The organism is Pseudomonas sp. NY15435 (assembly GCF_048068295.1).
In the GTDB taxonomy this organism is placed as follows: domain Bacteria; phylum Pseudomonadota; class Gammaproteobacteria; order Pseudomonadales; family Pseudomonadaceae; genus Pseudomonas.
In genome coordinates, this window is sequence record NZ_JBLUQA010000011.1 from 233,496 (window position 1) to 240,170 (window position 6,675).

Sequence of the window (6,675 nt, forward strand, 5' to 3'; positions counted from 1 at the left end):
GTAGCAAAACTACAAGCTACTCCCCAAGCCCTCTTTGCCACCATCGCTTCCCGACGGATACCCTGAATTTCGGCAAACACTCGCGTACACTGCGCGGCCGTTTTTTCTCCGGACACTCGCCCCATGTTCCAGACCACAGCTGCCCGCGCCCTGGGCATCGACTTCGGCACCTCCAACTCCACCGTCGGCTGGTGGCGCCCGGACACCGAACCGCTGATCGCCCTGGAAGACGACAAGATCACCCTGCCCTCGGTGATTTTCTTCAACGTCGAGGAACGCCGTCCGGTGTACGGCCGCCTGGCCCTGCACGAATACCTGGAAGGCTACGAAGGCCGCCTGATGCGCTCGCTGAAAAGCCTGCTGGGCTCCTCGCTGCTGAAAAGCGAGACCACCGTGCTGGGCAGTGCCATGCCCTTCAAGGACCTGCTGGGGCTGTTCATCGGCGAACTGAAGAAGCGCGCCGAAACGGTCGCCGGGCGCGAGTTCGAGTCCGTCGTGCTGGGTCGCCCGGTGTTCTTCGTCGACGACGATCCCAAGGCCGACCAGGAAGCCCAGGACACCCTGGTGGCCGTGGCGCAGAAGCTCGGCTTCAAGGACGTCTCCTTCCAGTACGAACCCCTTGCCGCGGCCTTCGACTACGAGCGCAGCATCCAGCGAGAAGAACTGGTGCTGATCGTCGATATCGGCGGCGGTACCTCGGACTTTTCGCTGGTGCGGCTGTCGCCGGAGCGTCGCGAAGTGGCCGACCGCCAGGGCGACATCCTCGCCACCGGCGGCGTGCACATCGGCGGTACCGACTTCGACAAGCAGCTGAGCATCCAGGGCGTGATGCCGCTGTTCGGCTACGGCAGCAAGATGAAGAGCGACGCTTTCATGCCGACCAGCTACCACCTCAACCTCGCCACCTGGCACACCATCAACGCGGTGTACGCGCAGAAGTCCCAGCTGGCGCTGCAGAACATGCGCTACGACATCGTCGACGCCACCGGCATCGACCGGCTGTTCAAGCTCATCGAGCAGCGCGCCGGCCACTGGCTGGCGATGCAGGTGGAGGCCAGCAAGATCGAGCTATCCGACGCCGAGCGCCGCGACATCGACCTGGCGCGCGTCGAAGCCGGCCTGGTCGCAGAACTCAGCCGCGAACTGTTCGAAGGCGCCATCGGCCCGCTGCTCGAGCGCGTGCGCGGCAGCATCAGCGAGCTGCTCAATAGCGCCGACGTGGACCCGGCGCGGGTCGACACGGTGTTCTTCACCGGCGGCTCCTCCGGTGTGCCGGCGCTGCGCCAGAGCGTGGCAGCCATGTTGCCCAATGCCCGTCATGTGGACGGCGACCGCTTCGGCGGCATCGGCAACGGCCTGGCCATCGAGGCGATGAAGCGCTACGGCTGAGCGACCGCTCACTGACGGGAATGCCGCCATGCGCTAGTGTGGCGGTAATCCCCCTCGCGCCCGGAGCCCGCCATGCGTATCGCCCAACTGACCTGCCTGCTGCTCCTGTCCGCCGCGCTTTCCGCCTGCGGCCTGGGCGAGACCGCCGCCACTGCGGCCACCACCGCCAACCTGCAGGCCCAGCAGGCGCAACAGGCCCAGCAGCAGATGCAGCAGCTCAAGCAGCAGGTCGATGCGGCCAACGCGCAGAACCAGCAGCGCCTGGATGACGCCCTGAAGGACGCCCAGTAAACGCCGTACCGCACAGATTTCTTGAACGCTGGATCATCGCCTAGGCTCCAAGTTGAGCGAGTGAGTTGCTCAACCAAGGAGAACACCATGTACAAGCGATCACTGCTGGCGCTGTTCGTACTGGCCTCGGTGGCGGGCTGTGCCTCCACCAAGGTGCAAAACCCGGTCAACTACATCACCTTCCGCGACCAGCCTCTGGTGCGCAATGTCGAGAAGGGGATGAGCCAGGAAGAAGTCCTGAAGATTGGCGGCACCCCATCTTCCACGCAGAAGCGCCTGATGAAGCCGGGCAGCTGCAACAGCTACATCCTCAGCAAGGACGGGCAGCAACAGCCCTTCTACGTGAGTTTCGACAGCAGCGGCCGGGTTGACGGCTCGGGCTTCATGACCTGCTCCGAGCTCGACCGCCACGAGCGCGACGCCCAGCCGTGACGAACCTCCATTTGTGACGACATTGCCCTCGCCAGCCGGCGGGGGCTTTTTCATTCGGCATGACGCCACAGTCCGGGACACCGGGGATATTCGCGCCGCGCGGTGGCCGTCTATCATCCCAGCAGCCACTTCAGGAGCCGACCATGAAATACCGCATCATCGAACTGCCCGCCTTCGAAGTGGTGGGCATGGACTACCGCGGCAGCGCAGCGGGCGACAGCATCGGCCAGCTGTGGGAACGCTTCCTGCCGCGCGAGGCGGAAGTCGCCGCCAGCGCGAAGGACAAGACCGCCTATGGCATCTGCACCCAGCTGCCGGGCGGTGAGTTCCACTACATCGCGGGGCTGCCGGTGGACGCCGGCGCCGTCGTACCCGACGGCATGATGAGCGTCGAGGTGCCCGCGCAGAAGTACGCGGTGTTCACCCATATCGGCCCGGTCGCCGCTATCGCCGACAGCTTCCAGGCCATCTACTCCAGCCTGCTGACCCGCCACGGCCTGGAGCCGAAGAAAGGCGTGGACCTGGAGCGCTACACCGAGCGCTTCCTCGGCCCGGAAGACCCGGCTTCGGAAACCGACCTGTACGTGCCGATCTACTGACACCACCCGCGCTCACATTTTGCTTCCTGTAGGAGCGAGCTTGCTCGCGCCCCCGGCTGGCATCGAAGCTGAATAGGGCGCATAACGCCTCGAGCGTCATGCGTCCTGCTCACCGAGACGATCCGCGTCCGTTTTTTTGTAGGAGCGAGCTTGCTCGCGAACAAACTCCGCAGTGAGGCGGTTCGCGAGCAAGCTCGCTCCTACAGGATCACCGCCTTTTATTTGCGCGTGGCCGGCGTGGGCGCCTTCGACGGCTGCTTCATCTGCTGCAGCAGCGCAGCACACTGGTTATCGTCCTGCTTGCTCGGGGCGATCAGGGCCAGCAGCGCCGCCGCCGGAGCCACCGCCACGCCGAGGGCGACCATACCCGCGCCCCGCGCCGCCAGCGGCAGCACATGCACGCCGGCTTTCGGGTTCTTGAAGGTGCCTTGTACATAAAGCGGCGAACGCAGGGAGAAGATGCGCACGCCTTTGCTTTGCGGCGTGATGTCCAGGTCCAGCTGCTCGGTGGCGAAGTTGGCGGTACCGTCCACCGTGATGATCGCGTTCTCGGTATCGAAGGCGAACACCCGTGGCTTGGCCAACCCGTTGGTGATGCCCACGTCAGCGGCGGCGCAGTTGATCTTCACTTCGTCATCGCCGAACAGCTTGTTCACCACGTAGTTGCCCACGTTGAGCCCGGCGATCTCCATCAGGCTGCGGCTGATGCGGCCATCGTTGACCAGCAGCTTCATCTCGCCGTTGGCGCCGGCCAGGATGATCGCCACCGAGTTGCCGGTGCCAGTGATGGCCGCATCGCCGTTCAGTTCGCCGAAGCTCGACTGCATCGGCGCGAAGCTGGGGAACAGCTCCTTGAGCTTGAAGCTGCGCGCCTGCAGTTGGACCTTGCTCTGCAGCGGCGTCTTGCCGCCGTCCAGGCGGATGTGCGATTCCAGTGTGCCGCCGGCCACGCCGAAGCGCAGCGGCTCCAGGTTCAGCAGACCGTCGTTGAGCACCAGGTGGGTATAGAGGTCGCTGATCGGCAGCTTGTCGCTGTGCACGATGCGCTTGCCGGTGAACTCGACGTCGGCATCCATGGCGCGCCAGCGATCGGTGCGGAACTCTTCCACCGGCAGCACCTTGTCCGCCGGCTGGCGGGTGCTCTGGCCACGCGCCTGCTTCTGCTTGTTCGAGTCGGCGCCGATCAGCGGCCCGAGGTCGGCCATGCGCAGCTGGTCCGAGCGCAGCTTGCCGGAGAGCTTGGGCCGCGGCTGCCGATTGACGAACACCAGGTCGCCATGCAGATCGCTGTCCCCCACCTTGCCGTTGAAGTTTTCATAGTGGAATTGCGCGCCCGCCGAATCGTGCAGCTCGGCCTTCAGGCGGCCATCGGTCTCGTAGGCCGGGGTGTCGGGCAGAGTCACCCCGGTCAGCGGGAAGAGATTGGCCATGCTGGTGCCGGCCAGCTTCAGGCGCAGGTCCAGCGCGCCAAGATTGAGCGGGTCGGTCAAGGTGCCGACGATGCTGGCGCGGGTGCTGCCGGCAGAGACGTCCGCCTGCACCGGGAAGGGCTTGGCCGCGTCCTGCAGGGCAAGCATGCCGCCGACCTTGCCCGAACCATTCAGGGGCAGGCCCTTGTACTGACCCTTGAGCTTCCAGCCGAACACATAGTCCTGGGTTCCGGCCTTGTCGCCGCCAGCCAGCGCCTTGCCCGCCAACTGGCCGAAGGGCACCGGCTTGCCGAGCGGGTCCACCACCAGCTCCAGGCGCGTCTTCAGGCTCTGGTCATCAAGGGTGACGTTGCCCTTGTCGAAGCCGATCTCGCCGATATCCAGCGTCCACGGCGACTTCTCCGGCATCGCGTTGGGGTCTTCATCCTTCTTCGGCAGCTCGAAGACCCACGTCGCGCGGCCGTCCCCCAGACGCAGGAGGTCCGCGCTGGGGCGGGTGAGGACGATCTGCGGGATGTTCACCGTCTGCCAAAGCAGCGGCAACGGGGCAAGGCGAAACTCGACTTTCTCCAGGCTGGCAAAGTTGGGCGACCGCGTCTTGCCGGCCGCCCAGTCGGGGTTGCCCAAGGTGATATCGGCGGCGCTGAAGTGCGGCCACGGCACGTAGGCGCGCCAGCCGCCTTCCGCAGGTTCCGTGCGCCAGAACACCTGCAGGTCGCCGTTGATGGCGAACGGGCGGCCCAGTTCGGCCGAGACCTTCTCGTTGATGGTCGGCTTCACCCGGTTCCAGTCGAAGGTGGCGATGAACACCACCAGCGCGGTGATCACCGCAATGAAACCCGTGAAGCTCCAGAGGCAGATTCTTTTCCCGCGCGTCATACCTGAACTCCCTGCTTGCCGCGTCGGTGGAAGCAGCAACGTCCCCACGCCGCTGCCGGTATCAATGGCCGCCTGAGCATGCCGGGCCGGCATTCTCCCTTGGCCTGTCGTCTTGGACCAGCATAGCGAGGCGATGGCTCCCGCAATCTGTGCAGCAAATGCTCCCGGCGAACCTGCCGGAGAAAAAAACCAAACTTTCCCACCGGCCCATGACTCACAACCTTGTGACCCGAATCGTGCCGCGCGCCACCGCAGCGCCGGCCCGTCACAAGTCCCGCCGTTAAGGAGAGAGCTGATGAACCAGGCCCAACTGACCGACGTCCAGACCCTGCGCCAGAGGGCGCGCCAGAACATCGAAGAAGGCGCGGTGACCGAGGGCTACCATGCCGACCGCAAGACCGTGCTGCGCCTGCTCAACGAGTCGCTGGCCACCGAACTGGTCTGCTACCTGCGCTACAAGCGCCACTACTTCATGGCCACCGGCCTGAAGGCCAGCGTGGCCGCTGCCGAATTCCTCGAGCATGCCACCCAGGAACTACAGCACGCCGACCAGTTGGCCGAACGCATCATGCAACTGGGCGGCGAGCCGGACTTCAACCCCGAAGGCCTGTCCCAGCGCTCCCACGCCGAATATGTGGCCGGGGCGAACCTGCGCGAGATGATCACCGAGAACCTGGTCGCCGAGCGCATCGCCATCGACAGCTACCGCGAGATCGTGATCTACCTCGGTAATGACGATCCGACCACGCGCCGCCTGTTCGAAGAGATCCTCGCGCAGGAAGAAGAGCATGCCGACGACATGGCGGACCTGCTTCAGGACCTGAAATAGCCTTTCCCCGCATCACCCCAATCGCCCGCATCGATGCCCGGCCCGCGCCGGGCATCCTGCTTTTCCCCCTGCCGCTCAGCGAAAAGCCCCGATCCAGAGCCTCTGCAACCCATCGCACTCACAAACACATCGATTTATCAGATACTAACAATGGCGCCGATACTGCCAATCGAAGGCATTGATAGAAGTCAATTTTTAAAGTCAACTTGTTGATTTTAAATAAATAAATCAACAATCATCCATATCGATAGCGACTATCTTCCAGCATCGTTTTTCAATCGATTATCCAGAACAGATACTGAGCCCGTGTCCAACGAACTCCCCACTCTTTCTGGAGCCGCATCATGAAACGCACCCTCGTACTTGGCTTTGCCCTCTCCGTACTTGCTGCCAATGCCGCTTTCGCCGGCTCCCAGCAGGAATCCCCGGTCATCAACGCCAGCCAGACTCAGATCATTGTTCAGGACGGCGCCGAACGCACCCTGGACCAACAGCAGAAGCAACTGGACGCCGCCAAGGCCCGCATCGCCGAAAACGGTTCCAGCCAGTCGGTTGATCGCCTGATCCAGAAAATGAACGTTGCCGAGAATGGCTCCAGCCAGACCGTCGACCGCCTGCACAAGCAACTGGGCGTGGCTGAAAACGGTTCGAGCAAAACCATCGACCGTCTGCACAGCGACATGAGCGTTGCCGAAAACGGTTCGAGCCAATCGGTTGACCGCCTGCACCAGCAGATGAACGTCGCTGAGAACGGCTCCAGCCAGACCGTCGACCGCCTGCACAAGCAACTGGGCGTGGCTGAAAACGGTTCGAGCAAAACCATCGA

The 6,675-nt window shown here is 63.9% G+C and carries 6 protein-coding genes and 1 pseudogene; 6 read left to right on the forward strand and 1 reads right to left on the reverse strand.

Annotated features, from left to right (window positions below; genetic code table 11):
• Nucleotides 1-123 precede the first annotated feature (123 nt).
• The 4 genes from ACNFH5_RS24125 (at nucleotide 124) to ACNFH5_RS24140 (ending at nucleotide 2,711) form a co-directional block, all read left to right on the forward strand.
• Entirely contained in the window at nucleotides 124-1,389 is a 1,266-nt protein-coding gene (locus tag ACNFH5_RS24125) for an Hsp70 family protein (protein WP_416750336.1), read from the forward strand.
• Nucleotides 1,390-1,461: 72 nt separating this feature from the next.
• Nucleotides 1,462-1,680 (forward strand): hypothetical protein, encoded by a 219-nt coding sequence (locus tag ACNFH5_RS24130; protein ID WP_416750338.1) that lies wholly within the window; start codon nucleotides 1,462-1,464, stop codon nucleotides 1,678-1,680.
• An 87-nt stretch (nucleotides 1,681-1,767) separates the two neighbouring features.
• Entirely contained in the window at nucleotides 1,768-2,112 is a 345-nt protein-coding gene (gene osmE / locus ACNFH5_RS24135; RefSeq protein ID WP_416750340.1) for an osmotically-inducible lipoprotein OsmE, read from the forward strand.
• Between the two features lie 143 nt (nucleotides 2,113-2,255).
• Nucleotides 2,256-2,711, forward strand: a complete 456-nt coding sequence (locus ACNFH5_RS24140) for a GyrI-like domain-containing protein (protein WP_416750342.1) — start codon at nucleotides 2,256-2,258, stop codon at nucleotides 2,709-2,711.
• 218 nt (nucleotides 2,712-2,929) lie between these two features.
• Here the strand turns inward: ACNFH5_RS24140 and ACNFH5_RS24145 are convergent, their stop codons facing one another.
• Nucleotides 2,930-5,020 (reverse strand): AsmA family protein, encoded by a 2,091-nt coding sequence (locus tag ACNFH5_RS24145; protein ID WP_416750344.1) that lies wholly within the window; start codon nucleotides 5,018-5,020, stop codon nucleotides 2,930-2,932.
• A gap of 295 nt (nucleotides 5,021-5,315) precedes the next feature.
• On the opposite strand from ACNFH5_RS24145, the gene ACNFH5_RS24150 reads away from it, so the two are divergent.
• Both ACNFH5_RS24150 and ACNFH5_RS24155 read left to right on the forward strand, forming a co-directional pair.
• Nucleotides 5,316-5,849, forward strand: a complete 534-nt coding sequence (locus ACNFH5_RS24150; RefSeq protein ID WP_416750346.1) for a ferritin-like domain-containing protein — start codon at nucleotides 5,316-5,318, stop codon at nucleotides 5,847-5,849.
• Between the two features lie 344 nt (nucleotides 5,850-6,193).
• A pseudogene (locus tag ACNFH5_RS24155) lies at nucleotides 6,194-6,675 on the forward strand (hypothetical protein); the annotation flags it as partial.

What these genes read in the sequence shown, in the direction of transcription:
- ACNFH5_RS24150 (WP_416750346.1), top strand. Translation starts at nt 5,316, where the DNA reads ATGAACCAGGCCCAACTGACCGACGTCCAGACCCTGCGCCAGAGGGCG.
- ACNFH5_RS24130 (WP_416750338.1), top strand. Translation starts at nt 1,462, where the DNA reads ATGCGTATCGCCCAACTGACCTGCCTGCTGCTCCTGTCCGCCGCGCTT.
- ACNFH5_RS24145 (WP_416750344.1), bottom strand. Translation starts at nt 5,020, where the DNA reads ATGACGCGCGGGAAAAGAATCTGCCTCTGGAGCTTCACGGGTTTCATT.
- ACNFH5_RS24140 (WP_416750342.1), top strand. Translation starts at nt 2,256, where the DNA reads ATGAAATACCGCATCATCGAACTGCCCGCCTTCGAAGTGGTGGGCATG.
- ACNFH5_RS24125 (WP_416750336.1), top strand. Translation starts at nt 124, where the DNA reads ATGTTCCAGACCACAGCTGCCCGCGCCCTGGGCATCGACTTCGGCACC.
- osmE (WP_416750340.1), top strand. Translation starts at nt 1,768, where the DNA reads ATGTACAAGCGATCACTGCTGGCGCTGTTCGTACTGGCCTCGGTGGCG.